This is a genomic window from Paenibacillus sp. B46(2026) (genome assembly GCF_056786355.1).
On the sequence record NZ_CM165907.1, the window covers coordinates 1,857,444 to 1,884,267 of the forward strand.

General features: G+C 47.9%; 30 protein-coding genes. 26 read left to right on the forward strand and 4 right to left on the reverse strand.

What is annotated here, in order from left to right:
* The first annotated feature begins 3 nt into the window (after positions 1 to 3).
* Entirely contained in the window at positions 4 to 738 is a 735-nt protein-coding gene (locus AC1S8V_RS08540) for a YdcF family protein (protein WP_482073266.1), read from the forward strand.
* Between the two features lie 78 nt (positions 739 to 816).
* Here AC1S8V_RS08540 and AC1S8V_RS08545 read toward each other — a convergent pair whose 3' ends face one another.
* Positions 817 to 2,133, reverse strand: coding sequence for a M56 family metallopeptidase (locus AC1S8V_RS08545; RefSeq protein WP_482073267.1), 1,317 nt, complete (start codon positions 2,131 to 2,133; stop codon positions 817 to 819).
* Positions 2,134 to 2,139: 6 nt separating this feature from the next.
* Positions 2,140 to 2,514 carry a BlaI/MecI/CopY family transcriptional regulator gene (locus AC1S8V_RS08550; RefSeq protein ID WP_482073268.1) on the reverse strand — a complete coding sequence of 125 codons (375 nt, stop codon included), beginning with the start codon at positions 2,512 to 2,514 and terminating at the stop codon, positions 2,140 to 2,142.
* 167 nt (positions 2,515 to 2,681) lie between these two features.
* On the opposite strand from AC1S8V_RS08550, the gene AC1S8V_RS08555 reads away from it, so the two are divergent.
* From AC1S8V_RS08555 to AC1S8V_RS08640, 18 genes are all read left to right on the forward strand, one after another.
* The gene (locus tag AC1S8V_RS08555; protein ID WP_482073269.1) at positions 2,682 to 3,203 is read left to right on the forward strand and encodes a hypothetical protein; all 522 of its coding nucleotides are present in this window, start codon (positions 2,682 to 2,684) and stop codon (positions 3,201 to 3,203) included.
* Between the two features lie 117 nt (positions 3,204 to 3,320).
* Positions 3,321 to 4,211: a TIGR01777 family oxidoreductase gene (locus AC1S8V_RS08560; protein WP_482073270.1), complete on the forward strand. Its 891-nt coding sequence runs from the start codon at positions 3,321 to 3,323 to the stop codon at positions 4,209 to 4,211.
* 597 nt (positions 4,212 to 4,808) lie between these two features.
* Complete coding sequence (locus tag AC1S8V_RS08565; RefSeq protein WP_482073271.1) at positions 4,809 to 5,810, forward strand: beta-ketoacyl-ACP synthase III; 1,002 nt, start codon at positions 4,809 to 4,811, stop codon at positions 5,808 to 5,810.
* The gene (locus tag AC1S8V_RS08570) at positions 5,800 to 7,092 is read left to right on the forward strand and encodes an ATP-grasp domain-containing protein (RefSeq protein WP_482073272.1); all 1,293 of its coding nucleotides are present in this window, start codon (positions 5,800 to 5,802) and stop codon (positions 7,090 to 7,092) included. Before AC1S8V_RS08565 ends, AC1S8V_RS08570 begins: the two co-directional genes overlap by 11 nt.
* Complete coding sequence (locus AC1S8V_RS08575) at positions 7,089 to 8,084, forward strand: NAD-dependent epimerase/dehydratase family protein (RefSeq protein WP_482073273.1); 996 nt, start codon at positions 7,089 to 7,091, stop codon at positions 8,082 to 8,084. Before AC1S8V_RS08570 ends, AC1S8V_RS08575 begins: the two co-directional genes overlap by 4 nt.
* Positions 8,078 to 8,938, forward strand: a complete 861-nt coding sequence (locus AC1S8V_RS08580; protein WP_482073274.1) for an MBL fold metallo-hydrolase — start codon at positions 8,078 to 8,080, stop codon at positions 8,936 to 8,938. The genes AC1S8V_RS08575 and AC1S8V_RS08580 overlap by 7 nt, the downstream gene beginning before the upstream one ends.
* On the forward strand, positions 8,935 to 10,251 hold the full coding sequence (locus tag AC1S8V_RS08585) for a F390 synthetase-related protein (RefSeq protein WP_482073275.1): 1,317 nt from the start codon (positions 8,935 to 8,937) through the stop codon (positions 10,249 to 10,251). Before AC1S8V_RS08580 ends, AC1S8V_RS08585 begins: the two co-directional genes overlap by 4 nt.
* A 99-nt stretch (positions 10,252 to 10,350) precedes the next feature.
* A complete protein-coding gene (locus AC1S8V_RS08590) occupies positions 10,351 to 11,298 on the forward strand; it encodes an SDR family oxidoreductase (RefSeq protein WP_482073276.1) in 948 nt (315 codons plus the stop codon).
* A 75-nt stretch (positions 11,299 to 11,373) separates the two neighbouring features.
* On the forward strand, positions 11,374 to 11,496 hold the full coding sequence (locus AC1S8V_RS08595; protein WP_482073277.1) for a hypothetical protein: 123 nt from the start codon (positions 11,374 to 11,376) through the stop codon (positions 11,494 to 11,496).
* A 17-nt stretch (positions 11,497 to 11,513) separates the two neighbouring features.
* Complete coding sequence (locus AC1S8V_RS08600; protein ID WP_482073278.1) at positions 11,514 to 12,095, forward strand: DJ-1/PfpI family protein; 582 nt, start codon at positions 11,514 to 11,516, stop codon at positions 12,093 to 12,095.
* Entirely contained in the window at positions 12,092 to 12,670 is a 579-nt protein-coding gene (locus tag AC1S8V_RS08605) for an N-acetyltransferase family protein (RefSeq protein WP_482073279.1), read from the forward strand. The genes AC1S8V_RS08600 and AC1S8V_RS08605 overlap by 4 nt, the downstream gene beginning before the upstream one ends.
* Complete coding sequence (locus AC1S8V_RS08610) at positions 12,667 to 13,551, forward strand: serine/threonine-protein kinase (protein WP_482073280.1); 885 nt, start codon at positions 12,667 to 12,669, stop codon at positions 13,549 to 13,551. Before AC1S8V_RS08605 ends, AC1S8V_RS08610 begins: the two co-directional genes overlap by 4 nt.
* A 239-nt stretch (positions 13,552 to 13,790) precedes the next feature.
* Complete coding sequence (locus AC1S8V_RS08615; RefSeq protein ID WP_482073281.1) at positions 13,791 to 14,012, forward strand: hypothetical protein; 222 nt, start codon at positions 13,791 to 13,793, stop codon at positions 14,010 to 14,012.
* A gap of 2 nt (positions 14,013 to 14,014) precedes the next feature.
* Positions 14,015 to 14,734 carry a GNAT family N-acetyltransferase gene (locus AC1S8V_RS08620; RefSeq protein ID WP_482073282.1) on the forward strand — a complete coding sequence of 240 codons (720 nt, stop codon included), beginning with the start codon at positions 14,015 to 14,017 and terminating at the stop codon, positions 14,732 to 14,734.
* Positions 14,731 to 15,201: a GNAT family N-acetyltransferase gene (locus tag AC1S8V_RS08625; protein ID WP_482073283.1), complete on the forward strand. Its 471-nt coding sequence runs from the start codon at positions 14,731 to 14,733 to the stop codon at positions 15,199 to 15,201. Before AC1S8V_RS08620 ends, AC1S8V_RS08625 begins: the two co-directional genes overlap by 4 nt.
* Before the next feature lie 70 nt (positions 15,202 to 15,271).
* Positions 15,272 to 15,658: a hypothetical protein gene (locus AC1S8V_RS08630; protein WP_482073284.1), complete on the forward strand. Its 387-nt coding sequence runs from the start codon at positions 15,272 to 15,274 to the stop codon at positions 15,656 to 15,658.
* Between the two features lie 223 nt (positions 15,659 to 15,881).
* Positions 15,882 to 16,664 carry a glutamate racemase gene (gene murI / locus AC1S8V_RS08635; RefSeq protein WP_482073285.1) on the forward strand — a complete coding sequence of 261 codons (783 nt, stop codon included), beginning with the start codon at positions 15,882 to 15,884 and terminating at the stop codon, positions 16,662 to 16,664.
* A 24-nt stretch (positions 16,665 to 16,688) separates the two neighbouring features.
* A complete protein-coding gene (locus tag AC1S8V_RS08640) occupies positions 16,689 to 17,240 on the forward strand; it encodes a histidine phosphatase family protein (RefSeq protein WP_482073286.1) in 552 nt (183 codons plus the stop codon).
* 72 nt (positions 17,241 to 17,312) lie between these two features.
* Here AC1S8V_RS08640 and AC1S8V_RS08645 read toward each other — a convergent pair whose 3' ends face one another.
* Both AC1S8V_RS08645 and coaA read right to left on the reverse strand, forming a co-directional pair.
* On the reverse strand, positions 17,313 to 17,675 hold the full coding sequence (locus AC1S8V_RS08645; protein WP_482073287.1) for a DUF423 domain-containing protein: 363 nt from the start codon (positions 17,673 to 17,675) through the stop codon (positions 17,313 to 17,315).
* Between the two features lie 67 nt (positions 17,676 to 17,742).
* Positions 17,743 to 18,672: a type I pantothenate kinase gene (coaA, locus tag AC1S8V_RS08650; RefSeq protein ID WP_482073288.1), complete on the reverse strand. Its 930-nt coding sequence runs from the start codon at positions 18,670 to 18,672 to the stop codon at positions 17,743 to 17,745.
* Positions 18,673 to 18,866: 194 nt separating this feature from the next.
* Between coaA and AC1S8V_RS08655 the strand changes: the two genes are divergently transcribed.
* From AC1S8V_RS08655 to odhB, 7 genes are all read left to right on the forward strand, one after another.
* Positions 18,867 to 19,655, forward strand: coding sequence for a DUF3891 family protein (locus AC1S8V_RS08655; RefSeq protein ID WP_482073289.1), 789 nt, complete (start codon positions 18,867 to 18,869; stop codon positions 19,653 to 19,655).
* A gap of 230 nt (positions 19,656 to 19,885) precedes the next feature.
* On the forward strand, positions 19,886 to 20,395 hold the full coding sequence (locus AC1S8V_RS08660) for an NUDIX domain-containing protein (RefSeq protein ID WP_482073290.1): 510 nt from the start codon (positions 19,886 to 19,888) through the stop codon (positions 20,393 to 20,395).
* A gap of 30 nt (positions 20,396 to 20,425) precedes the next feature.
* The gene (locus AC1S8V_RS08665) at positions 20,426 to 20,791 is read left to right on the forward strand and encodes a YybH family protein (protein ID WP_482073291.1); all 366 of its coding nucleotides are present in this window, start codon (positions 20,426 to 20,428) and stop codon (positions 20,789 to 20,791) included.
* A 242-nt stretch (positions 20,792 to 21,033) separates the two neighbouring features.
* The gene (locus AC1S8V_RS08670; protein WP_036610208.1) at positions 21,034 to 21,531 is read left to right on the forward strand and encodes a GNAT family N-acetyltransferase; all 498 of its coding nucleotides are present in this window, start codon (positions 21,034 to 21,036) and stop codon (positions 21,529 to 21,531) included.
* Positions 21,532 to 21,966 carry an NUDIX domain-containing protein gene (locus tag AC1S8V_RS08675; protein WP_482073292.1) on the forward strand — a complete coding sequence of 145 codons (435 nt, stop codon included), beginning with the start codon at positions 21,532 to 21,534 and terminating at the stop codon, positions 21,964 to 21,966. It abuts the gene before it with no gap.
* Positions 21,967 to 22,600: 634 nt separating this feature from the next.
* Positions 22,601 to 25,474 carry a 2-oxoglutarate dehydrogenase E1 component gene (locus tag AC1S8V_RS08680; protein ID WP_482073293.1) on the forward strand — a complete coding sequence of 958 codons (2,874 nt, stop codon included), beginning with the start codon at positions 22,601 to 22,603 and terminating at the stop codon, positions 25,472 to 25,474.
* 5 nt (positions 25,475 to 25,479) lie between these two features.
* A complete protein-coding gene (gene odhB, locus AC1S8V_RS08685) occupies positions 25,480 to 26,751 on the forward strand; it encodes a 2-oxoglutarate dehydrogenase complex dihydrolipoyllysine-residue succinyltransferase (protein WP_482073294.1) in 1,272 nt (423 codons plus the stop codon).
* Positions 26,752 to 26,824: the final 73 nt, after the last annotated feature.

The window sequence follows — 26,824 nt, forward strand, 5'->3', positions numbered from 1 at the left end:
GATTTGATAAAAAAGTTCTTACACAAAAATGGACTGATCATTGATCTTGTCCTGTTGGCATGTTTTGTGGCATTTCTGGCCTTCTGGGGCCAAAGGTTTGCAGTCATGTTTTTTGGAATGATCACGGTGGCTTTTATCGTGCTAAGGCGGATCGATTATCAGAAGCATGTTATTCTGAAACGGATTATCCTTACCGGATTTGGCGTGGTTGCCGTCTCTTTTGTCATTATTGAAGCACTTGTATTCACACAGCTTGGTGCGAATGATCCGGAAGAAGCGGACTATGTCATTATTCTGGGTTCGGGCATCAGAGGAACGGAATTGTCATTGACCCTGAAACAAAGGTTAGATGCCAGTCTGGACTATATTCGCAGTCACCCTCAGACACCCGTCATTGTATCGGGTGGGCAGGGACTTGGAGAATCCATTCCCGAAGCGCTCGCCATGAAAAACTATCTGATTGAACAGGGGATTAACCCTGCCCAAGTCATTATGGAAGATCGCTCCACAAGTACACAGGAGAATATGGCCTTTTCCAAAAAAATCATTCTTGAATCCGGGTTAGAGCACCCCGAGATCATGATTGTCACCAGTGACTATCATATGTTCCGCTCCAAGTATATCGCTGCCAAGAACGGTTTTGCGGCAGAATACGGCATATCCGCCCCGTCACCGGGATATTTGAAACCGGTCAACATGATTCGTGAATATTTTGCTACGATCAAGACATTTATCTAATATGTAAACAGGACGAAGCTCGAGATATATGCTTCGTCCTGTTTGCATATGTGGATGTTATTGTTCCTTAACGTTAGGTTACTTCTCTGAAGGAACAAGTACAGCTTCGGTGACCTGGGTCTCGGAAGGAACGGCTACGATTTCAGAAGAACTCCCAGTAGAACCCACAATAGAAGGAACTGTGGCTGATTCTGCAACTTCATCCTCGAAAGACTCGACAGTAGAAGGAGCTGGCACATTTTCAGAAACTTCATCCTTAGGGAGAGCCACGATCTCAGGCGGTTCGGAAGCAGCGGGAGCAGTTACAGCTTCGGAAACTCCGGCTGTAGAGGGAGAAGCTACAATCTCAGGTGTTTCAGATACTGAAGGAACAGGTACAGCTTCAGTAGCCTCGGACTCTACTTTGACTGTATGGTTTGATGCCCAGACTGCGGTGGAAGTACTTACTCCTGTAATAAGCAATAGGGCTCCCATACTTAACATCCAGTGTTTCTTTTTCAGTTTTTTTACATTAAACATAATCATCAATCTCCTTTTTAATTGTTTGCCTTCACCCGATAGGGATGCACAAAATTGAGCAGGCATTTCCTTGGTTCCCGCCATCACATTTAAAATCGTCTCACCATATCGTCTTCGCTCTTCATGCGACATCTCTTTCACCACATCTTCATCACAGGCCAACTCGCTCCAGGTATGAATGTCCCGGCGAATCATATGAATCAGGGGATTGAACCAGTGCAGGGCACTAACCCCCAAGGTCACAGCCTTGACCCACAGATCTTTATGTTCTAGATGTACCAACTCATGATGAATTACCATGCTGATGTCCATTTTCACCGTATTTTCGGGTGGCAGATATATCGTTGGTTTAAACAAGCCAACCAGTATAGGGCTTCGTACTAGAGTGCTGTGAGCAAGCGTAATATTGCGTTTGAGACCCAAAGCCTCTTTGATTAATGGTAGCTGTATAGCTGCTTCACTATGACAGAGGACTGGGGTACGTGTACGAGATAATTCATTCAGAAATCTTCGATAACAGTACACTTGCCATGCAGAAAAACCAATGACTCCAATGCCCCATACGCATAACAAGAACCAGGCTGTAGTTACCGAAATAGTTTGTTCCGGGATAAACGTTCCTGTAAGTTCACCCGAAGCTGCTGCATTCTCCGTACCCGGTACAGTTGATGTAGGAGGGAATGCAAAACCCAAAAGCCATGAAAGGCCAAGAGATACCGGGAGCAGATAGAACAAGAGAGCCATTTTACCGAGTCTGTAGAGCCACTTGGTCGGAAAAACAGACACGGGTATAAGTCGTAGTGCCAAAATACAAACAGAAACGATACTTCCCGCCATGGTCAGGCTGCACAGAATTTCAAAAAAGATGTTCATCATCTGCACCTACTTCTCCGAAAGCCATTTTTTCAGTTCTGAAATGTCATCGTCTGAAAGCTTGTCGCCATCATACATGGCCGAAACCAAATTCTTGACTGAACCTTGATACAGTCCATCAAGAACATGCTGCGTTTCCTGTAGTTTGTAATCTTCGGGCTTTAGAAGGGGCTCATAATCATTGGTTCGTCCACGTCTCGTGACGGTAAGTGCGCCTTTATCCACCAACCGTGACAAAAAAGTAGACATAGTCTGCGCTTTCCACGCTTTTCCTTTATCAGCGAAGATGTCTAATAGTTCTGTCGAGGTGACGGGTGGATCGCATGACCATATAACGACCATTAACTCCATTTCTGTTTCGGATAATTTTTGAATCTGGTTCACAGTGAACACTCCTTAACATCGTTATGCGTCCATAACGATCGTATTACTACACTACGTAGTACGTATAAACTACTACAACTCGTAGTGGATAGTCAAGTTATCCTGATAGATGATTGCCAAACCATGTTATAATATAGGTCATTAATAGAAGAACGATGTAGGAGTGAATGATCATTACAGCATATCAATTACCTGCTCTTTATGAGCAGAAGAAAGTTTCAATGCAAGAGATGGAAGAGATTGTACGCCTGCTGGCCCAAGCACCGCTACTATATGATGATGGACAGAGCATTCAGGTCCAGGATTACATGGGAGGATTGGAGATTGAACTTGAGCATAAGGTACGTCGTGCAGTGAACGAGTTGTATGAACTGGCTGTTCAGGCCTGCCGCGCCTTCGCTGATCCATTGGCGTACGAGCAACTTCAGGATGCGCTTGGGTTACAAGCCGAGTTATGGCAGGAGGAAGTGCTTACTCTTGCGAAGTGGATGGACTGGCTGAAGCAGATCAGTGAGGGAAAGAAAACACTGCCAGAGTACAACTTTACAGCGATGCTTGGGACTTTGCCGGACGGATTCATGATCCATGATTTTTATGATGAACTCCGATATCAGCTGGAACAAAACCCTGCAAACGCATGGGCCATCGAAGAGCGGGATCGCTTGTACGCAGCCCTGGGTGTGAATTAAATCAAACCAAATGGTCAGCGGCGGTGTTTAATCTAATATCTGCATTTTGCATGCATAGAAGCATTCCAATCTATATCTTGCGAATTCTTTACCCAGTATGGGAAATGAGGGGATACCGTGAAGAAGGTTGTATTGGCTGGTGGAACGGGATTTGTTGGACAGGATTTTGCCCAAAGGTTCAGAAAGCTGGGTTATGAGGTGTTGATCATCTCGCGTCAGCCCGGTCATATCGCCTGGGAAGATCGTGCTGGAATCATAGAGGCACTGGAAGAAGCAGAGATGCTGATTAATCTGGCGGGTAAATCGGTGAACTGCCGTTATACGGATGAGAATCGCAAAGTCATTCTGGAATCCAGAACCCGTACAACGCGCATTCTCGGCGAAGCTGTCCTGGCTTGTAATCATCCTCCCAAACTATGGATTAATTCGAGTACGGCGACCATATACAGACATGCTGAAGATCGTCCCATGACGGAAAAAGAGGGCGAGATTGGCTCCGGATTCTCGGTCGACGTTGCCAAGGCATGGGAACAGGCTTTCTTTGAATTCAGTCTGCCGTCTACGCGTCAGATTGCACTGCGGATTGCAATTGTGCTGGGCGAGGGCGGCGTGATGGTGCCCATGACGAACCTCGTCCGTTTTGGACTGGGAGGATCGCAAGGCGCAGGAACACAGCAGTTCAGCTGGATTCATATCGAGGATCTCTTCCGCATGGTAATTTATCTGCAAGAGCATCCACACTTGAATGGTGTGTTCAATGCGTCCTCTCCGCATCCGGTGACGAATCGGGAGTTAATGGCGCGTCTGAGAGAACAGATGGGTGTTCGGATCGGACTGCCTTCTCCTCGCTGGATGCTTGAACTGGGCGCACGTTTTATTCAGACCGAGACGGAACTGGTTCTCAAAAGTCGTTGGGTGATTCCCGAGCGAATGGAGAGGGAAGGATTCACGTTCACATACGGTACACTAGATGCCGCTCTTGCCGAGATTTTGAATAAGAAGAAATGACACTTTATACAAAAGAAAACACAACAGGAAGGGCAGAGGCATCTGCCCTTCTGTTATATTCTAAAGCCTTGTGAAATTGGCGTTTCGCCATTTTAGGTGGAGGATTCATTTTATATATATGTTCAACTAAACATTAACACGGTAACGGAGAGGGCAGAAATAACTTGAAGAAGCGAAGCGTGCGCCTAAAAGCTTTCTGAAAGAAAGCTGCATCGGAAGCATATGCTTATCCTCGGATTTTCCCTTTTTAAGAAGGGAATCAAGAAATCTGGGGATAACAGCGATCGGAAGGTTGTTCTGTCATCGGAGTATCCGTGTAATACTTATTAGCTGAACTTATAGAGGTTTTTCAAAAAGCCCGCTTTTGATTACGAAGGATGCCTATCGGCATCATCAGCATCGAATATGGAATTCAGCCGAAATAAGTGGGTGCTTACGAAGTATGTTTCCTTCGGAAACATTGCGGTTGCTCACGTAGTTTTCCTACGCTCCGCTACTCCATTTCTAGCTTCATCCCATCTTCTCGGTACTGAAAACCGGTCTTTTTGAATACGAACTTATATTAATCAGTCAGATGAACAGAAAGAGGTTGGGGAAATGCAACTTAGAAGAGTAAGGATCGCGGGAACAGGGAAATACCTGCCTGAAAAGGAAGTCACCGATGAGGAACTGGATCTCCGCTTGGGCGTGCCTGCTGGATGGGTCAACAAAGCAACAGGCGTAGGTGTACGCCATTATGCTACGGGTGAAGAAACGTCCTCTTTCATGGGCGCGAGGGCAGCCGAAGCTGCATTGGCGGATGCAGGACTGCAATTCGGAGATATCGACTGTCTGGTGTGTACCAGTGGCACGAAGGAACAACCTTTGCCCAGTACGGCGGTGTTTATCCAGCAGGCCATGGGGCAGCAAGATTCGGGCGTACCTGCCTTTGATATGGATGCAACCTGCCTTAGTTTCCTAAACGGACTGGATGTGATCTCCTATATGGTAGATGCCGGACGTTATCAGCGAGTACTGCTCGTTGCCACTGAGATTGCCTCAGCGGGACTAAATTGGTCGGATAAAGAGAGTTCGGCCCTGTTCGGAGATGGAGCGGCCGCCGTCATTATTGAACGTTCGCCTGAAGGATCATCGTCACAGATTGTCCATGCTTCCCTTCAAACCTACAGCCGAGGTGCTCGCTTCTCGGAGATTGCAGGTGGAGGTACACGGCTGCATGCTTCGAATTACAAGGCAGATCAGCCGGAGCCCTACCTATTTCATATGGATGGACAGGCCATCTTCCGCATGGCTTCCAGACTTTTGCCCGGATTCATCAGTGACATGTTGCAGGCGACCGGGAATCGGATGGAGGATTTCCAATTGGTTATTCCTCATCAGGGGAGTGCCATGGCGATGAGATTGATCCGTAAGAAGCTCAATATTGCTGAAGATCGGTTTATGGACATCACACGAAATCACGGCAATACGATAGCGGCATCCATCCCGATGGGTCTGCATGAAGCGATTAGACAACAGCGTATTCAGCGGGGAGATCGGGTGTTGATGATTGGCACGGCTGCCGGATTATCATTGGGAGGACTCATTTTTGACTACTAGATCTGGGGAAACCGGACATCGTCCATCTGCTTCTCTCCGTGTGCTGCTTACAGGCGGAAGGGCTCCCGTAACGCTCGATCTGGCACGCATGCTTCATCGGGCTGGCCATCGGGTCTATGTTGCGGAGAGTGCCGTACAGCATCTGACCAGATCATCCGGTGCAGTGGAACAGTGCGCTGTGGTCCCATCGCCGCGTCATGACACACGTGCTTATCTGGCGGAGCTGGAACGGTTGGTTCAGGATTGGCAGATCGACTTGTTGATCCCGATGTGTGAAGAAGTCTTTTATGTGGCTCAAGGGGCAGACAGACTGCGTTCATACTGTCGTGTTCTGGTTTCTACACTGGAGCAGCTGCATGAGCTGCATCATAAATATAACTTTATTCAGCTTGCAGGGTCACTCGGTCTTTCGGTTCCAGATACACGCCTGATCAATAGTCAGCAGGAATGGATGGAAGCTCAGTCTGTTCTGGAAACGATGGGAGATTGGGTATGGAAACCGGTGTATTCCCGCTTTGCCGCCAAAGTACGCATGCCGATATTCATCGCAGATGACATTGGGGCAGGGATTGATCACGAAGGTAACGCAAGCCAAAAGAGGTATCGACATTTACATAACGATCCTCCGGACGAAGGGCAATTATCCTCCATTTCGCCTTGGGTTGCACAGGCCTACATTCCCGGTCAGATGTTATGTACATACAGCATAGCTCACGAAGGGCAACTGGTTGCACATGCCACCTACGACAGCCGCTATCGTACAGGTAGCGTGGGAGCCAGTGTTTTTTTTGAACAGGTGGAACATGAAGATGCCCTTGTGTGGGTGAGACGATTTGTTGAGGCAACGGGTTTTAGCGGACAGATTGGGTTTGATTTTATAGAAGGTCCGGATGGGCAACTGTACGCGATTGAGTGTAATCCGAGGGCAACGAGTGGGATTCATCTGTTTCATCCCGGAGGTGACTTGGTACGTGCGCTGACTGAACCGGAGACGTTGGTCAAGGAAAGAAAAATGATCACGCCCTCACGGGGCAGTAAAGCCATGCTTATGCTTCCCATGCTGGGAAGCGGGGTGCAGCAGTTCTTCGGCAAAGGGAAGCTCCGTGCATGGATAGCTGCGTGGCGTGGCGCCAGGGATGTGGTCTATGTAGGGCAGGATATCCGGCCTTTATTGGAACAATTCGGAGTAGTGCTGGCCGCATGGCGTCTGGCAAGATCGCAGAAGTGCTCGCTGACTGAAGCTTTGACTCACGACATAGAATGGAACGGTGAACAACAATGAATAGAGCATTGGTTACAGGAGCTACGGGATGTCTGGGCAGGCACCTCGCGATACGACTTGCAAAAGAGGGATGGGAAGTCACCGGTATGGGCCGACAGCCAAAGGTTGGTGCAGAACTTGAGTTGGCAGGAATCCGATTCCTCAATGGAGATATACGCGATGAGGCAGCAGTAAGCGAAGCGTGTGAGGGGCAGGATATGGTGTTTCACTGTGCCGCTCTATCATCACCATGGGGCCAATATCGTGACTTTTATAGCAGTAATGTAGAAGGCACACAAAACCTCATGGATGGCTGCCTGCATAATGAGGTACAACGATTCATACATGTCTCGACTCCAAGTATATATTTTAACTACATACCGCGATATAACGTACATGAGAATGACCCGTTGCCATCCAAACCAGCCAATCATTATGCAGCCACGAAGCTTCTCGCTGAGCAGGTTGTGATGGAGGGGCATGCGAAGGGACTTCCGTCAATCATGATTCGACCGCGAGCCATTTTTGGTCCGTATGACCAGACGTTGTTTCCCAGAATTGTCGCAGCGAACGCAAAATCGGGCGTGCCCATGATCGGTGGTGGACAGGCGGTAATCGATCTGACATGTGTGGATAACGTGGTGGATGCCTTGTTGTTGTGCCGCGATGTGGATGCAACAGCACTCGGCAGAGCCTACAATATCTCCAATGGCGATCCGAGGGCGTTCGGTGAGTTGGTAAGCAGCCTGTTTGGCATGCTGGATATGCCTCTGCGTCGTCGAAACATTCCTTATCGGACGGCATATGGTGTGGCAGCATTGCTGGAGCGAGTTCATGGCTTTATTCCTGTGTTGGGTGAACCTCCATTAACACGGTATACAGTCGGCTCCTTATCCATTCCACAGACGTTGGATATTACGGATGCACGGGAGCGATTGGGGTATGTCCCTCGGGTGTCCATTGAACAGGGTTTACAACAATTTGCAGACTGGTGGAGGGCTGAATCATGCTGACGACAACTCCGGTAGAACTATATCTGGGTGCGGCGGGTTACTGCACACATCCAGAGTTTCTGACGCTGCGCGGTGGTCGGTTGAGCCCTGTGCCTTTCCCGGCAGGATTTGCCTGTATCATTCATCCCGTACATGGACCGATCCTGTTGGACACGGGATATAGCTCTCGTTTTTTTACGGAAACGGCTCATCTGCCTAACGCACTGTATCGTCACATTACACCAGTGATCTATCGTGAAGAGGATAGTGTCGTTCATTTTCTGGCTGGGCTTGGACTGAAAGCTTCGGATATTCGTTATATCATCCTCTCACATTTTCACGGTGATCATATCGCGGGTGTGCGTGATTTCCCGGAGGCACAGTTCATCTATCTGCCAAGAGCCTATGATGCTGTGCGCTCACTCGGTCCAATTGCGGCTGTAAAGGCAGGTTTTCTTGCCGGGCTGTTGCCCGAGGATTTTACGGCTAGGTCCTTGCCTGTTACGCGTCTTCCTGAGCATTGGACAAGAGCGGGGGAAGCGTTCCCTTTTGATGAGGTCTACGATATCTTTGGCGATGGCAGTCTGCTGGGGGTGGATGTATCCGGTCATGCGGAAGGCATGATGGGACTCCTGCTGCGTACAGAAGAACATGACTATTTTCTCTGCGCGGATGCGGTGTGGTCGAGTCGGGCTTTTCGTGAACAGCGCAGACCGAATATACTCGCTGGGATCATTATGTCGGATCGACAGGAGTATGGACGAAACTTTGACCGACTGGTTCAGCTGCATCAGCAGTTTCCCCACATTCGGATTGTGCCGAGTCATTGCCGAGAGGTACTGGATGCTTGGGGTGCAGGAGGGCAGAAACGATGAGTAATACCTTTCGTATTGTGGTTCATTATGCGCTTGCACGTGGACTGCGAACATGGAAAACGCGAGAACAACTTGAGCGCTGGCAAGAGCGCCGGATTATTCGGCATGTCCATCAGGTCCGTGCCCGATCCCCGTTTTACCGGAAGTGGTGGGGTCGCGTGGACGCATCCGACTGGAGAAGCTTTCCGTTGATTGACAAATCGATCATGATGCAGCATTTCGATACACTGAACACGGTGGGCATTACCAAGGACGAAGCGCTGGCTCTTGCAGGCGAAAGTGAAGAAACGCGTGACTTCAAACCATCCATTCAGGGAGTGACCGTTGGATTGTCCTCGGGTACATCAGGGAACCGGGGAATTTTTCTGGTAAGTGATGGGGAGCAGGATGCTTGGACGGGCACGGTGCTGGCCAAGTTGCTGCCTGGTGGACTGTGGAAACCTGCGAAGATTGCATTTTTCCTGCGGGCCAACAGCAATCTGTACGAATCGGTACAGCGTGGCAAATTGCAGTTTCAGTACTTTGATCTGCTGGAGCGTGTAGAGAACTTGGTGAAGCGGCTGGAAACTTACCAACCTACCGTGTGGGTGGCTCCCCCATCCATGCTGCGTCTGTTGGCGGACGCCTATGTGGCAGGCCACCTGACCGCTGTACCGGATAAAATCATTTCGGTTGCCGAGGTGCTGGACCCTCTGGATCGCAAAGTGCTGGAAAACGTCTTTGGACAGACCGTTCACCAGGTCTATCAGTGTACAGAAGGGTTCCTCGGTGCGACATGTCGCCATGGCACACTGCATTTGAATGAAGACATCGTGCATATTGAAAAAGAGTTCATTGATCCGGCCACCCGGCGGTTCGTGCCCATTATTACGGACTTCTCCAGAACATCACAGCCGATCATCCGGTATCGGCTGAATGATATTCTGACCGAAGCAGCGATGCCATGTGCCTGTGGTTCCCCGTTTACCGCCATTGAGCGGATTGAAGGCCGCTGTGATGACACGCTTAATTTTTCACAACTACATACGGGTGAGGCGGTACCGGTCTTTCCGGATTTCGTCACCCGTTCGGTCATCGCGGCCTCGCCGGATATTGAACATTATCGTGTGGTGCAGCAGGGGGACGGAACATTGGAGGTGTCCCTTCGGCTTGGCGGGAGCGCAATGGTAGATCAGGTTGAGGCTGGTGTGCTGGGGGAACTGATGAAGCTGGCCGCCCGGCTGGAATGTACGTTGCCTGAGATCAGATTTGTTCCGTATACGTTCGAACCGGGAATCACGAAGCTGCGGCGGGTGGAGAGAAAGCTTCATTAAGACAGCTGTTTAGAAGTGCGGTATGTACGAGATGAACAGCGGCGCAGGATTCCGTGGGTGAGTGAATACGCGGAATGGCAATCTATCAGGGGAGAGCAGGTGGCTGAAATGACAGTGGTGGCCTATAAGATAGGGGACGTACAGCAGGGGATGCGCACAGAGGATATAGGAAAAGAGGAGACGAGGGTAACCATACACTCCAATTTTGGTGAACATGACCCAGTGGCCCTCATTACAGGCACATCCAGTGGTTTCGGGTTGCTTACCGCGATCACTCTTGCCAAGCAGGGATATCTTGTCATTGCTACGATGCGTGACCTGAGTCGAAGACATGAATTAGCAAGCTTGGCTGAACAGGCGGGGATATCTGAACGATTGCAATATGTACAATTGGATGTAACCGATTCTGAATCCGTGCAGAGAGTGATTGGGACAGTACTGCACAACCATGGCCGAATCGACATGCTGGTGAACAATGCGGGATTTGCGGTGGGCGGGTTCATTGAGGAAGTATCAATGGAGGATTGGCGACGACAGATGGAGACCAATCTGTTTGGATTGATTGACGTTACACGTGCGGTCCTGCCTGTGATGCGTGAACAGAAGCAGGGATTGATTATTAACTTGTCCAGTGTTAGCGGTTTGTCTGGTTTTCCAGGATATGCTCCCTATGCTGCCTCCAAATTCGCTGTGGAGGGATTCACGGAAAGTCTGCGACATGAGATGTCTTCGTTTGGCGTTCGGGTGGTATTGGTTGAGCCAGGCGCTTATCGTACGCCGATCTGGAATAAAGGTTTGGGTGAGATTCACCGGAGCGAGGACTCTCCGTATAAGCATAAGCTGGATGCGGTTCTTCGTTATTCCAAACATGCGAGCGAGACGGCCCCTGATCCACAGGAGGTAGCAGATCTGATCGGTCGAATTGCACGGATGCGTGCACCAAGACTTCGATACGCGCTCGGAAAAGGTTCGCGTGTGCTCATCATAGGCAAAGCACTACTACCGTGGAAGTGGCTGGAGCGGATTATCGCCCGTGGATTAAAATAGAGATTAGACAGGAGCCGAAATTGTACAGTTTGCGAATGGGAGGGGTTAGACATATTCGAATTTATTGTCATTATTTTGCTTCTTATTATTGTGGCCCTGCTCCTTCATATCAATAGCAAGCTGCCAGCGCGTGACCGGGTGAAGGAAGCGTTGGAACGGGATCGGAATCAGCAACATAACCAGAATGCTCCAAATTAAAAAAGCGGAGGTTACCAATGAAAATTGCATTCGTTTTGTTTGATGGACTGACTTTTCTTGATTTTGCAGGATTTTATGATGTAATCAATCGGTTGAATTTCTTTGAACAAACCAAAGGAACGACGTGGGAAACCTGTGCCATGACAGATCAGGTCACGGATGAATCCGGTTTAACGTTGAAGGTGGACCGAGTGAAGCCTGACTTGGCGGAGTATGATCTCGTGTTTATCCCGGGAGGCATGGGAACACGTAAGCTTCGATATGACGAGGCATTCGTAGGTTGGCTGAGTCAGGCTGCGTCTGTACCTTTGAAGGTTTCGGTGTGCACAGGCTCACTGCTGCTGGGTGCAGCTGGTTTTTTATCCGGCAAAAAAGCAACGACACATCCTCATGCATATGATTTGCTTCAGCCTTATGTCGCTGAGGTGATTCCGAAGCGTATTGTAAAAGACGGAAATGTAATTACTGCCGGTGGGGTAGCAACATCTATTGATCTGGGGATTTATGTTGTTGGGTTGCTTGCAGGACAGGAAGCGGCAGCGAATGTAAAACTTCAGATCGATTACCCTTATCAGATGCAGGGAGTGGTCGAAGAATGAGCAAAGATGGCAAGCTAGAGACCTATATCATTCGTAATATTCAACGGGATGAAGCAGACGTATACTGGCCTTTGCGACTGGAAGCACTGAAAACACATCCTGAAGCCTTCGGGGCTTCGTTCGAATTGTCCATTCAGATCCCCATGAATGAAGTGCAGGAACGCATACATAATGAACCCGACGATTATATTCTAGGCGCATATACAACAGAAGGAACACTGGCGGGAATGATGGGGTTCAAAAGGGAACACGGCCTGAAACTCAGGCACAAAGGCATGATCTGGGGCGTCTATGTTGCTTCGCAATATCGGGGATGTGGGCTGGCTTCGCGCTTGCTCCGCGAGGTGCTGGATCGGGGAAGACATCTGGAGGGCATCAAGCAGATTAATCTGAGTGTAGTGACAACAAATGAATCAGCCCGACGTTTATACGAGCGATATGGATTTGAAGTTTATGGCATCGAGCGTAACGCATTGGAAGTCTACGGTCAGGGATATGATGAGGCGCATATGAATTACTTTTATACGGAGCATTCAACATTGAATGAAGATATCACAGCAGGTGGGGTCCTATGACAGATCAAGTTGAACTTGAGATCGGCGGTGTTTCCTTTGTCTTGAGAGAGTCTCATTCTTTTGATTGGTTGCAGCCCTTGGGTACGGTCTTTCGTGTATTCGATCAGCAGGATTCAGGTAATCTCTCCTTCGGTATTGTGCGAGAGGATGGAAAGAGATTGTTCGTTAAATATGCGGGAGCACATACCATTCATGCGAATCATACGGGAAGTCCCCCGGAAGCCATTCGTAATCTGAAATCATCTGTTTCCGTTTACGAAGATTTGGCGCATGACACGTTGATTCGACTAACGGATCATTTTGCAACGGTTGAGGGTTATGCCTGTGTATTCGATTGGGTGGATGGGGAGTGTCTACATTCCCACTGGTATTTTCCGCCTCCGGCCAAATATGAAGATCCGCGTTCGCCCTATTATCGGTTCAGACAGCTTCCAGTGGAGACACGCATTCGGGCGATGGAACAGATTCTGGATTTTCATATCGAGGTGGAACGGAGAGGTTATGTGGCTGTTGATTTGTATGATGGCAGTCTGATCTATGATTTTGACAGAAACTTTATGAAAATTTGTGATATCGACTTGTATCGAAAGGGCTCTTTCACCAATACCATGGGGCGTATGTGGGGATCTTCCCGCTTTATGTCTCCGGAGGAATTTGAGATGGGTGCACTCATAGATGCTATTACCAATGTATTCAATATAGGGGCCATGGCGTTCGGGTTGCTTGGTGGGGAGAAAGATCGTTCTTATGCGAGATGGGATGCTGGAGAAGCGTTGTATCAAGTTGTAAAGCGCGCGGTGAGTGCGGATCGGTCCGAGCGGTACGCAACGATTGCGGAACTTGGTGAGGCATGGAAAAAAGCTTCCATGCAAGGTCAATGAGTGGAGTGGCATAATTTTCGCAAATGTGCAAAATCAAGTCGTATCCGCACCGGAAATCCCGTATAATGGAAATTAATTAGGGGGTGCAGATGATGTGCAGATATGCCATGTCAGGACCATACAAAGACATCTATTCCTGTTTCAACTGTCGCAAATCATTTAAACAAGTTTCCAGATACGACGTGAGCCCTGAGGTGGCTGCAAAGCTTGAATATAAGTGTCCGCAATGTACCGCATCTATGATTAGCATGGGACAGGATTTCCAGGCTCCGAAGCAAAATGATACCAAACAATGGACCAAAGTGATGATGCTGTATCGTCATGGCTTTACCTATCATAATTGTGGGTGCGGGGCTGGATACCGCCCTGCTGATTTACGTGAATTGCCCGAATTTCTGGAGCAGCAGGAATCGGGTAAAGGCAGTGTAGGCGAACGATTATTGCAAAGGTTAACTTCATAGTTATGATTCTAAAATCGAACCTGTCGTCTATGGAGATGTTGAAGATACAGGCGAGCACATTGTATACAATCAACGAGCAACAGCGTCTCTTATGCATTAACGAGCCGGGTGGTGGGCAGGCTCCAGCCCTTTTTATTGGCATGACTTCTGCCGGTTCACTGATCTATTACCATGAGCAGTTACCGCCGGATCTAATGGATGAGTTGGGTAAGGATATCGAGCTTCCATTGGATATTCCGAAACTGATTCGAAAGGTGGAAACCTTTGAACCAGTCAACCGTGTGTGGATGGGACCAGCCTATGCTTTTCCTGAGACATCTGATGAGTGGAACATAAAAGTTCAGCTCATTGGTCAGGAGCAGTGTTATTTGCTGGCGGAGCATTTCCCGGAATTAGCAGATCACCTACATGAAAAAAGCCCTGTTGCCGCTTATGTTGTTGGGGATTCTGCTGTGGCAGTGTGCTGCTCTGCAAGGGTCTCCAGTCATGGTGCGGAAGCGAGTCTGTATACGGCACCCGGTTATAGAGGACATGGATATGCAGCGGAGACGGTAAAGTGCTGGCAGTATTATGTCAAGGAGCGTGGACGCATGCCGATCTACAGTACATCCTGGGATAATCTTGCTTCACAGCATGTTGCCCGTAAACTGGGGTTAATTCAGTTTGGTGTGGATTTCAGCATTACAACTCTGAATTTGAAGAAGGGCTGTGATGTCCAATGATCCGCAATTTCGTACAAAAGGACCTGCAATATGTCATTGAAGCGCATATCCGTATTTATCGAAATGAGTATAATTATGATCATAGCTTTGCTGAATTTATCACCCATGCGGTGAATTCGTTTGGACTTTCAGGCAATCACGCGAGGGAGATGTTATGGATTGTTGAGTTAGATCAGACAGCTTCCGGCTCCGTAGGTGTTACTCCGGTAAATGAATTTACGGCTCAACTGCGCTGGTTTCTGATTGAACCGGAAGCTCGTGGTGCAGGATGGGGCGGGAAGCTTATCGAACAGGCCGTTCTTTTTGCAAAAGAAAAGGGCTACACTTCTATTATCCTGTGGACCAACGACTCTTTGGATGGAGCCCACAGATTATATCAATCTGTGGGCTTTGAAGTGAAGGAAGTCCGCAAGCAGATGTTGTCAGGCCAGGAGCTTACCGAGGAGAAATGGGAACTTGCTCTATAACTGGAACAGGGGCTTGATTATAAAAGCCTGACTTGTTCCATTAACTCTCTTTGTTGAAAGGAGTGGCACAGTGAATCGTAGAAGACTGATTCTGGGTTTGTTATCCGTATGTACAGCAGTGACGGTAGCAGCGTGTTCGACTCGGACAGAAGACCAAGTATTATCAGCAACTACTGAAGGCAACTTGCAGCAGATGGTTAGCAACCCTGTCCTCCTGACCAGCAGCAATCCCAATGATTATATTGCTGGTAACCGGGAGGTTTACGAGGACATCCTGAATACGGGTGAGGCTGGACTGCATCTCCTGCTACAGCAGCTCGAATCCAGTCCGGATAATGGTCTCAAGGAATGGATCATGGCTCAGGCAAGTACTGAACTGCTTGGACAGCATAACCCTGTAGAGGCGTGGCATAGTGGCAAGGACTGGCTCAGGCAGTATAAAATGAACGTAGAGTAATGGTTTATCATCCATAGTATTTGACATAGCGGAAGTAATGGAGGGGGCGGAATCGATTCTGAAGAAGCGATCAGAAGAACGATCCGTAACCGGAATGGTTCCCGCAAGTCGTCAAGCACTGTAGTGTGTGATGAGCCGGAAGTACAAACCTCACCTCCAGTCAGCATGAGCAGCGTTGAGAGGTTCCTGGAACCCGAAAGAATACATTATAGAGGTGAAATCCTTGACTAAGAAAATTACATTTTTTGATTCAGGCATCGGTGGTTTAACCGTTTTGCATAAGGCCTTGCAACAATTCCCGGAAGAACAATTCCTGTATTATGCGGATACCCTGCATGTTCCTTATGGAACCAAGTCTGCGGATGAGGTCAGAGGCCATGTTTTTGATTGCGTGGAAGCAATCGTTCAGCAGGATGTTCAAGCCATTGTGATTGCTTGTAATACAGCGACCAGCCTGGCTGTTAAGGATCTGCGCGCCAAGTACGATATCCCGATCATTGGCATGGAGCCTGCGGTGAAACCAGCCGTAGAGATGAATCGCGATAGCGGGAAGAGAGTGCTTGTATTTGCTACGGCCCTCACCTTGAACCAATCCAAGTATAACGAACTGGTATCGCGTGTTGATGATCACCATAGTGTGGATTCCATTGCGCTGCCCGAACTTGTGGAGTGGTGTGAACACCTGGATTTTGATCCGAGCAAAATCGCTGATTATTTCCGGTTCAAGCTGGCAGATCTCGATCTTTATGGGTATGGCACAGTGGTGCTTGGCTGCACGCATTATCCATTCTATACGTCCATTCTGCGCACGGTTCTGCCAGATCATATACAGATTATTGATGGCAGTACAGGTACGGTGAACCATCTGAAGCAGCGGCTTGGACTGGTGGCTCAGCATGGAGACAGAACAGGGGAACAGGTCACTTTCCTCAGTTCATCAGGCCGACCGGAAGAGCAGGAGAAGATGTACAGTGCACTCCAATATCTTGAGAAGAACTCCATGTAGGTTACACCATAGGAGGTGATAGCTATGCAGTCCATTTATCTTATCCGTCACGCCAAGGCTACGGGGCAGGAACCCCATGCAGAGCTTACAGATGAAGGGATCAGGCAGGCCGAAAAACTTGCAGATATCCTGGCTCATCATTCCATATCGTATATTGTATCCAGTCCATGGAAAAGGGCCGTTCAGACAGCTATGCCACTGGGCATAGCAACGCTGCAACATATACATATGGATGAACGTCTCCAGGAGAGAATACTTAGCTCCGTTAATCTGCCTAACTGGATGGATGTGCTGAAACGTACATACGATGATGTGGATTGGGTGGAAGAGGGTGGGGAATCTTCCAGAACCGCGGCTGCAAGGGGAATCGCACTCCTGGAAGAGTTGTGGACCAGACCGGAACAGCACGGGGCCGTAGTTACACATGGGAACTTGTTATCCCTGCTTATTCGTGAGTATGAACCATCCTTTGGCTATGAAGAGTGGGCCAAACTTGCTAATCCGGATGTGTATGTGCTTGAGCGACAACGACCAGATACAGGACTGCCCACTATTCGCAGAATATGGACTGATTGAACAGCAAAAAGAGTGCTCCAGCGATTATTCATATCGGCCAGAACACTCTTTTCGTTTATTCATGGGGCATGTTTACAATGCGGCAATCATGATCATAACCCAGCCAGCCAAAAATGCGACTCCGCCGATCGGGGTAATGGCTCCCAATTTGCGAACACCTGTTACACTTAAAGCGTACAGGCTGCCAGAGAACAGGATGATTCCGGCGAACATCAGCCATCCGGCAAGCATGACGAGTGAAGAGGATTCGAGACGGTCTGCCAGCAGTCCGATCAGGATGATCCCAAGTCCGTGAGCGATATGATACTGAACACCGGTTTCGTAGATTTTGATCATGTCAGCGGATAATTTGCGCTTGAGCGCATGTGCGCCGAATGCACCCAAAGCGACAGCCAGGAACATCATCATACTGCCGAGGATAATCAGGGTTTGCAATGTGTTTTTCTCTCCTTTTAAGGGTAATTAGGTACAACACCAAAGTGTCGTCCTCCCCGAATGCTATTTACAATTTGCGTAATTGTATCTGCCCAATGGAGTGATCGGCTTCCTTTTTCAGAATCAATCTGGCCCGTCCTTTGGTGGGTAAAATGTTTTCATGCAGGTTTTTGGCATTGATATCCTGCCAGATCTGATTGGCTGTCTGAACGGTTTCCTCTTCATCGATATTGGCGAATCGTTGATGGAAAAAGGAATCCGTGTTCTGGAACGCTGTATTGCGGAGCAGCTTAAAGCGCTCAACGTACCAGTGTCTTATATGCTCTTCTTCCGCATCAATGTAGATGGAGAAATCGAAGAAATCACTAACCAGCAAAGGCGTTTCCTTTTTGATCTGAAGTACATTAATGCCTTCAATAATGAGAATATCCGGTTGACAGATCTGCTTCTCTTCCCCTTGAATGACATCGTAGGCGAGATGAGAGTACACCGGTGCTTTCACTTCGGGTTTGCCTGATTTCACATCGCCCATGAATTGAATCAGGGATTTAATATCATAGCTTTCCGGGAACCCCTTACGGTTCATGATGCCCTTCTCTTGCAGCACGGCATTGGGGTATAAAAAACCGTCGGTTGTGACAAGGTCAACCTTCGGGCTATTCTTGCCTCTGGCGAGCAGTGCCTGAAGCAAGCGGGCCGCTGTACTTTTGCCCACGGCAACACTTCCCCCGATTCCAATGATGTAGGGGGTGGGGAGAGCTTCTTTTTTCATAAAGGAGGCCGTTAGTTGATTCAGCTCTCGTGAAACTCTTGCATACAGGTCAATAAAGTGGGTAAGAGGCAAATATATATCTTCGACTTCTTGAATCGATACCTCTTCATTCAATCCCTTTAACTGTTCTAATTCGGCTTCCGTCAGTGGAAGAGTGGTCTGATGTTCTTTAAGTTCAGCCCATTCCTTGCGGTTAAACTCGATGTAAGGAGAGTATAAATTCATGAGATCCCGCTTTCTGTATGTAATATAATTGTGGACACAAGCTTTAGTGTACCAAATTTCAAGAAACTGACAACACTTTTACATTGTGCATTCCATAATGCCTTTCGTAAAATTGGAGCGAAAAGCAACTTATAGGAAAGTGTAACCCAATTTATGTTAAAGTCAACGTATACGATGCGGAAGGGTGACAGCAAATGATCTTATATGAGAGAGAGCATGATTTTGTTTTGACCGCACAGCATGAGCATGGATTAGTAGCCGGAGAGATGGCTTCCCACTGGAAAAATGAATTATTAGCCGATGCTGCGCATCGGGATGAATTGATTCTAGCGGCCAGAGAACATGACCGGGGCTGGATTGAACTGGATTCGTCTCCGTTCTGGAATGATTACAGTCAATCGCCGTATTCGTTTCGTGACTTTCCGTTGCGTCCGCGTTTTGTATTCTATCATAAAGGGATTGAAGAAGTTCGTCAGAAAAACCTCTACGCCGGATTATTGTGCAGCTTGATGTATACGGAGCTGTTTCAGAAAAATCTGGGGGCCAATGCTCAGGATGATGAAGACATCCGAGAGTATCTGCAGCAAGAACACGAACGTCAGCTGAGTTGGGAGAAACAGCTTGGTGGTGATGCTGAAGCACTGAAACAGAGGCTGCAAAGTGATGTGGAGATCATGCTTTTCTGTGATCAGCTCAGTTTGTTTCTCTGTATGGAGGAACCAGGAACACCTGCTGCGCGTTATGATTTTTTTGCAGAAGGGCTCAGTTGTACGTTTGATGCCTGTTCCAGACAACCGATTCAGGCGGAGTGGTTATCCAATGAAAAAGTAGGCCTGTCGTTTTTTCCGTTTGATGAGGACTTTACAGTCGTTTTGCCTTATAAATCGGTGCCAAAGGCAAGTATCCGCAAATTCGGTATGCAACAGGCTTATCGCCGGGCTGAATGGAAGGAACGCCGTGTGTTGATTACCGAATTGAACTGAAAACTGGAAACTCCAAGCTTGGGGAATGAGCAGCATAGAATATCACAAAACAGGCGGGCTTCTGATGTTACAGGGTGTCCGCCTTTCGTATGCACATATATTATCGTGGACGATACTGCGAGAACAGTGAAAATACCGATGAATCAGAGTGGGAATAAAGAAGGAAAACACAGGTTATTCCCAGAAATGTTAGTGTACAACTTAGAAAAGCACTTAGCGGGAGGGCAAATATGACTACCAGAATAGAGATATTAACGATGTGTATGGTCTGGGACAAAAAGAATGATCAGGTGTTATTGATGAATCGGCCGGATCGCAAAGGTTTTCCGGGATACATCGCTCCTGGGGGGAAGGTAGATTTTCCAGAGAGTATCGTGGATGGTGCTGTGCGGGAGGTTCTGGAGGAGACAGGGCTGGCGGTGAATGAGATTACATATAAAGGACTTGATGAGTTCTGTGATCCCGAACAAGGATTGAGGTATATGGTATTCAACTATCTAGCGACTTCATTCGAGGGCGAGTTATTGCAAGATCCGCCCGAAGGCGAACTGTTATGGGTGCCAATGAAGCAGGTGTCTGAGCTGCCTATGCAGGATTGGTTCGCTGAACGTCTCCCGCGTTTTTTCCAGGCGGGTACCTTTGAGCGGAGCGTGATCTGGGAGAAGTCATCTGGACGTACGCTTCAAGAGACATTTATGGTGTATAGCGATTCGGTTCTTGAACAGAGTGAGATCCGATAAGCTAAAACGTCAGAAGGAGGAAAAAAAATCATGGGATACCAGCATGCCCTGCAAGGATACATTGCGGCGACGAATACACATCAGTTTGATGAAGTCAGTAAATGGTTATCGCCACATGCCGTATATTGGTTTACGGAAACGACCTGTACTACCCCTAACGAAATTCGGGCTTATTTTGAGAACGCTTGGGAAACAGTCAAGGAAGAAGTGTACAGTGCTGAAGATGTTAAGTGGATTACGACTAGCAAAGATCAGGCAGTATGTATTTATACCTACCACTGGAAGGGAATTTATCAGGGAGAACCTGCTTATGGAAAGGGTCGGGCCACGAATGTGTTTGTTGCTGGGCTTGATGGGGAATGGAAATTAATCCATGAGCATTTAAGCTTGGGTTAGGATAAAAAGAATGCCTCATAATGTATCATCCATATCTATATATTTATATCCAAATATTATGATATAATGAAGTTTACTATTTTTATAGGAGATGACTAGTCTGTGGGTAATAGTGTGTGATTAATAGATTGAGTAAACTAGTTTGTTGAAATGAAGAATGATATATTTGTGGATTTGCCATACATAGGCTTCTGCAAACAGGACGTAAATGAATATTGTACGATGAAAAGGTGGAGATTGGCATGAAATTGTCGTTCCGGATTTTGGACTGGGAAGAAGAGAGACCCTACGAACTTTTATTGATGGCTGATCCTTCAAAAGCAATTGTGGATGAGTACCTGAGTCGGGGTGTTTGTTTTATTGCCGAATATGAAGGAGAGATGGTTGGGGAGTTCGTATTGTTGAAGACTCGTCCAGAGACTGCGGAGATTGTTAATATTGCCGTACAGGAAGAACTGCAGGGACAAGGTGTAGGCAAACACATGATTAAGGAAGCGATGGAAGCTGCACGTAGATTGGGCTGCCGGATTCTCGAGATCGGGACGGGCAACTCGAGCTTTCATCAATTGAAGTTATACCAACGTTGCGGTTTTCGCATTATCGGGGTTGATCGTGACTTCTTTGTGAGGCATTATGAGGAAGAGATTATAGAGGACGGTATCCGCTGTGTGGATATGATCCGTATGGCCATAGATCTGGATGCTGTTACAGAGGATGAAAACGAAAGGAAGAGCCCTTAAGTGAATCGGTATACACATATTGGGGTATATGGCTTGGTCGCTTGGGAGGACCGATTTCTATTGATTCATAAGGCCCGCGGAGCATATCAGGGGCAATGGGATTTACCAGGCGGAAGGCTGGAATTTGGCGAGCAGCCAGAGACTGCTCTTCATCGTGAGTTTGAAGAAGAGACGGGCCTGACCCATCTACAAGTGATGATTTGTTCTGCGGAGTCTACGGTACTGGAATGGGTGTATCAAGGTGAGCCGGAAGAGCTGCACCATATCGGGATGTTGTATGATGTTGTTTTGACCACAGCCAGTCAACCGGATCATATCAAAAAAGAACCCGATGGCGAAGATTCGCTGGGCGCGGATTGGTTTACACTGGAGCAGATTAGAGATCTTTCCTTAACGCCGTTTGCAGAGTATATGATTAACCAAAGTACATCTTGATGCGCATCCTCAACTTTATTGTTAACTTAAATTTGCTGAATCCAAAGAAGCTGCTCGGATAATTCATGTCTGGGCCTGCTTTTTGCTGCGGGTCTCCTGAAGAAAACCCCAATTATTTGTTGAATGTGACGTCAAATGGTTAATGTTTAACTTGACGGTTTGTTTTTGCACATAATGGACCACAATTCAATTAAGGAGGTAAAATGGGAGAACGTATGCCTATTTGGTTGTAATTAAGCGTTCGTTGTTCTACTCAAATTGATCGATTTATTCGATTCATCTAATTTATGCATCAATTGAACTAAAAATAGGAAATGCTCCTGAGCGTAAAAGTTTATAGAATAGATATTAGAACATGGACTTCACTTGAAGAAGAGGAGAAAGTGTAACCTTCGAACGGATCAGGACAGTATTCGACATCTGTGCGACGGTATATACAATCATTGTTTTACTTTGATTTTGAAAACGCAGACAAACCTTGACGGGAGCGTCGGACTAACGTTACTACCACCAACAGCACGATTATTGGACTTCATGAAAAATTTCGCTTAAAATGTTGAACGAACGCAAATTACGGCTTAGTCAATGATTTCCGTCAAAAACTTATGACTAAATCAAGACGGAGGGAACGTCGATGACGATCGTGGAAGGCAACAAGAAGCCCTGGGAAAGTTACTATGGCCCCAATATGGGATACGTACAGGAACAATATGAATTATTCACTCAAGACCCTGGTTCGGTTACACCGGCTTATCGTGAACTATTTGAACAATGGGGTGCACCGCCGATGTCTGGCAGGGATGCACGCACAACCTTGAATTCCGGCAACGCCCAATCGGCTTCCGGAAGCGTAGACATTCAACTATTACAGAAAGCGGTTACAGCGGGTAAACTGGTATGGAACATCCGTACCTATGGTCATCTTGCTGCAGATATAGATCCGCTTGGAATCAGTGAAGATACAGACACATCTTTGCTGGAACCTCAGCATTTTGAATTAAACGAAGAAGATCTGAAAGCTTTGCCTGCTTCCCTGATCTGGGAAGGTGCAGATGGGCAGACAGCAACCGGATGGGATGCAATCCAACGCTTGCGTCAGATATACACTGGACCCATGGCCTATGAATTCAGTCATGTGCACGAAGTTCAAGAGCGTGAGTGGCTGAATCGTCGTGCGGAATCCCGGACATCACCGGCTCCACTTACGCCGAAAGAACGTAAGGCTTTGCTGGAACGTTTGGTTGAAGTTGAGCAATTTGAAGATTATCTTCACAAAACATTTGTTGGGCAGAAACGTTTCTCCATCGAAGGTAACGATGTGCTTGTACCGATGCTGGATGAAGCTGTTCGCATCATGGCAGAAGCCGGATCAAGCCACATTCTGATGGGTATGGCCCACCGTGGACGGTTAAATGTACTGGCTCATGTTTTGGGCAAACCGTACAGCAAAATTTTCTCTGAATTTCATCATGCTCCGAACAAAGATTTGGTTCCATCGGAAGGTTCGACTGGAATCAACTACGGTTGGACGGGGGATGTCAAATATCATATGGGTGCCAACCGTTTTGTAAAAGATGGGGAAACTGTACAGGCACGCCTTACTCTGGCAAATAACCCGAGCCATCTGGAATACGTTAATCCGGTTGTACAAGGGTTTGCACGTGCGGCTCAGGATGACCGTCGTGACCCAGGATATCCGAAGCAGGACGTGACGAAGGCAGCTACTATTTTGATGCATGGTGACGCAGCATTCCCTGGAGAAGGGATCGTTGCGGAGACGCTCAACTTCAAGGCCTTGCCAGGTTATCAAAATGGCGGAACCATTCATATTATCGTCAACAACCGTCTGGGTTTCACTACAGATAGCAGTGATTCCCGTTCAACGTACTACGCAAGTGACCTTGCTAAAGGGTACGAAATTCCGATTGTACACGTGAATGCGGACAATCCGGAAGCTTGTATTGCAGCCATTCGCATGGCAGCAGAGTATCGTAATCGTTTCAAAAAGGATTTCCTGATCGACTTGATCGGTTACCGTCGTTACGGCCATAATGAGACCGATGATCCCGAAACGACGCAGCCTATCGTCTATGACAAGGTGAAGAACCATCCAACGGTAAGTCACTTGTATCAGGATCAGTTGAAGCAGGAATCCGTTATTGATGATGCTTCCATTACGAGCATTCGCGATGGAGTAATGAACAAATTAAAAGAAGCTTATGACCAGATGAAGAAAAATGAAGTACATGAATATTACCAGCGGAAAATCAGCGAGCCGGAAGCTGTTACAATTACGCCTACTGCGGTACCGCTTGAGAATCTGCGCAGCATTAATGCCGATCTGCTGAAATGGCCTGAGAATTTCAATGTGTATCCGAAGTTACAGCGGATTTTGCAGCGCCGGAGCACTTCCCTGAATGAAGGGGAAAAAGTGGATTGGAGCCTTGCGGAGACACTCGCATTTGCAACCATTCTGGCAGATGGCAAACCGATTCGGATCAGTGGACAGGATGCCGAGCGTGCTACATTCGCTCATCGGAATCTGGTACTGCATGACTCGGAGAACGGAGCAAAGTTCTGTCCGTTGCATCACTTGCCACAGGCAAAAGCATCTTTTGCGATCTATAACAGTCCGTTGTCCGAAGAATCCGTCGTTGGATTCGAATACGGCTATAACGTATATTCACCAGATACATTGGTCATTTGGGAAGCTCAATTTGGAGACTTTGCCAACTGTGCACAGGTTATATTTGACCAGTTTGTATCAGCGGGCCGTGCCAAGTGGTCTCAGAAGTCCAGTCTGGTGATGTTGTTGCCACATGCGAATGAGGGTCAGGGACCGGAGCATACAAGTGCTCGTCTGGAACGCTTCCTCCAACTGTGTGCAGAAGACAATATGACGGTTGCCAACTTGTCGAGTGCTTCCCAGTACTTCCACTTGTTGCGTCGTCAAGCCTCGTTGACTGAAACGGAAGATGCTCGTCCACTTGTGATGATGTCACCGAAAAGTCTCATTCGTAATCCGCGTGTTGCATCACCGGCAGTCGAATTCAGTGAAGGCAAGTTTGAGCTTGTACTGGAGCAAGCTGGACTGGGGACACAGCCGGATCGTGTAGAGCGAATTATTTTGTGCAGTGGCAAGATTGCCATCGACCTGGATGATGCTATTGAAAAAGATAAAGCAGATCGGTCATGGCTTCACATTATCCGTGTGGAACAGTTGTATCCGTTCCCGGCAGAAGAGATCAAACGTGTACTCGCACGTTTCAGTAATGTAAAAGAGTTAGTATGGGTACAGGAAGAGAACAAAAACATGGGTGCCTGGACATACATGGAGCCTCGTCTTCGTGAAGTCGCCCCGGAAGGCACAACCGTTAGATACGAAGGTCGCCCGGAACACGCAAGTCCTTCCAGCGGTTATCAGCTTGTGCATAGTATGGAACAACAACACATTATTACATCTGCGTTGAAGCAAACGACGAAGAATAATATTCCACTGGGGAGGTAACAGCTGTGAGTGAAATTAAAGTACCTGCAATGGGTGAGTCTATAACTGAGGGAACTGTATCCAGATGGATGGTCAAAGAAGGAGAACCCGTTAATCAGGGAGATGTGCTTCTTGAACTGGAAACGGATAAAGTAAATATTGAGATCAGCGCAGAAGAAAGTGGTGTGCTGGAGAAAATCATTCGTCAGGAAGGAGAGACGGTAGAGATCGGTGAAACGATCGGTACACTCTCCGCTGGATCGGGAGGAGGAAGCGGTGCACCCGCTTCCGAACCGACAGCAACGGAAGAGAAAAAGGCTGCTGCACCTGCACCTGAAGCTCCAACACCATCGGCACCTGTTGCCGCAGCGCCGGACTCATCTGATAGCGCCAAGACAGCTTCGCCGTCCGCCCGCAAGCTTGCACGTGAACGTGGTATCGAGCTGGATCAGGTTCAGAGCAAAGATCCGATTGGACGGGTATACCAGGATGATGTGAAGAGCCATAACAATCAGGCGCCTGCTCCTGCTGCTCCACCTGCGAGTAAAGCTCCAGCAGCACCAAGTGCTCCGGCAGCTGGAAGCTCCACCTATACCAAACCAGTGGAGCGTCAGCGGATGTCTCGCCGCCGTGCGACCATTGCCAAACGTCTGGTAGAGGCTCAGCAGACAGCGGCCATGCTGACTACGTTTAATGAAGTTGATATGACTGCGATCATGGATGTACGTAAACGCCGTAAGGACAAGTTCAAAGAGAAACATGAGATCAACCTGGGCTTCATGTCCTTCTTCACCAAAGCGGTTGTGGGAGCTTTGAAAAAATTCCCTACAATCAACGCAGAGATTGATGGTGAAGATGTTGTTCTCAAAAAGTATTATGATATCGGCATCGCCGTATCTGCGAAGGAAGGACTCGTTGTACCAGTTGTACGTGATGCCGATCGTCTGGGCTTTGCCGAGATCGAGAAGAGCATTGCAGACCTGGCATCCAAAGCCCGTTCCAACACGCTGGCGTTATCTGATCTACAAGGTGGAACGTTCACCATCACCAATGGTGGAACATTCGGTTCCTTGTTGTCTACGCCAATTCTGAATACACCTCAAGTGGGTATTCTGGGGATGCATAAGATTCAGCTTCGTCCAGTGGCGATTGATGCAGAACGGATGGAGAACCGTCCAATGATGTACATCGCGTTGTCCTACGATCACCGGATTATCGACGGTAGTGAAGCGGTACGTTTCCTTGTGACCGTGAAAGAACTGCTTGAAGACCCGGAATCGCTGTTAATTGAAGGTTAATCCATAAGTTATAACCTAGCTATTATTCATATCGTTTAACGAGAAAGCCCCTGAACTGGAGCGCAGCGTAAGC